Raw genomic sequence first — 561 nt, 5'->3', positions numbered from 1 at the left:
GCTGCGATCGACGGTTTCCACCACACGACCGTGCTTGTCGACCCGCTTCAACGTGTCGCGCGCCGGCACCGCGAGCAAACCGCCGACCGGATCATCCGCCAGCTCATCGAGTAACTTGTCGAGATCTTCACGACTCAGATTCGGCCGTGCCGCATCGTGCACCAGCACCCAATCCTCATCATCGGCACCCTGCGCATGCAAATGCAGCAAGGCATTGAGTACCGAGCCAGAACGCTCGGCCCCGCCATCAACCCGCTGAATACGCGGATCGTTGACGCTCGCCAGGTTCGGCCAATAAGGATCATCAACCGCAAGACTGACCACCAGCCCTTTAAGGCTTGGGTGATCGAGGAAACAGCCGAGGCTGTGTTCGAGAATTGTGCGCCCGCCAAGTTGCAGGTATTGCTTGGGACGGTCCGCGGCCATTCGGGCACCGACGCCCGCGGCAGGAATCACGGCCCAGAAGGCCGGCAGGGAATTGATCATTGGGCCAACTGGTAAAGGGTTTCGCCGTCCTTGACCATGCCCAGTTCGTGACGAGCCCGCTCTTCAACGGTCTCC

At 61.0% G+C, this 561-nt stretch carries 2 protein-coding genes; both read right to left on the bottom strand.

What is annotated here, in order from left to right; all coding sequences use genetic code 11:
* Positions 1-486: IspD/TarI family cytidylyltransferase (locus BK660_RS31490; RefSeq protein ID WP_148057532.1), on the bottom strand; the 486-nt coding region annotated here is incomplete at its 3' end.
* Positions 483-561 (bottom strand): septum formation initiator family protein (locus BK660_RS31485; protein ID WP_185045318.1); only part of this gene is annotated, 79 nt, incomplete at its 5' end. The genes BK660_RS31490 and BK660_RS31485, both read right to left, overlap by 4 nt.

Source organism: Pseudomonas brassicacearum (genome assembly GCF_003732265.1).
GTDB classification, from domain to species: Bacteria; Pseudomonadota; Gammaproteobacteria; order Pseudomonadales; family Pseudomonadaceae; genus Aquipseudomonas; species Aquipseudomonas brassicacearum_D.
Note: the sequence above shows the minus strand (reverse complement) of the source record. Positions and strands in the feature narration are given on the sequence as shown.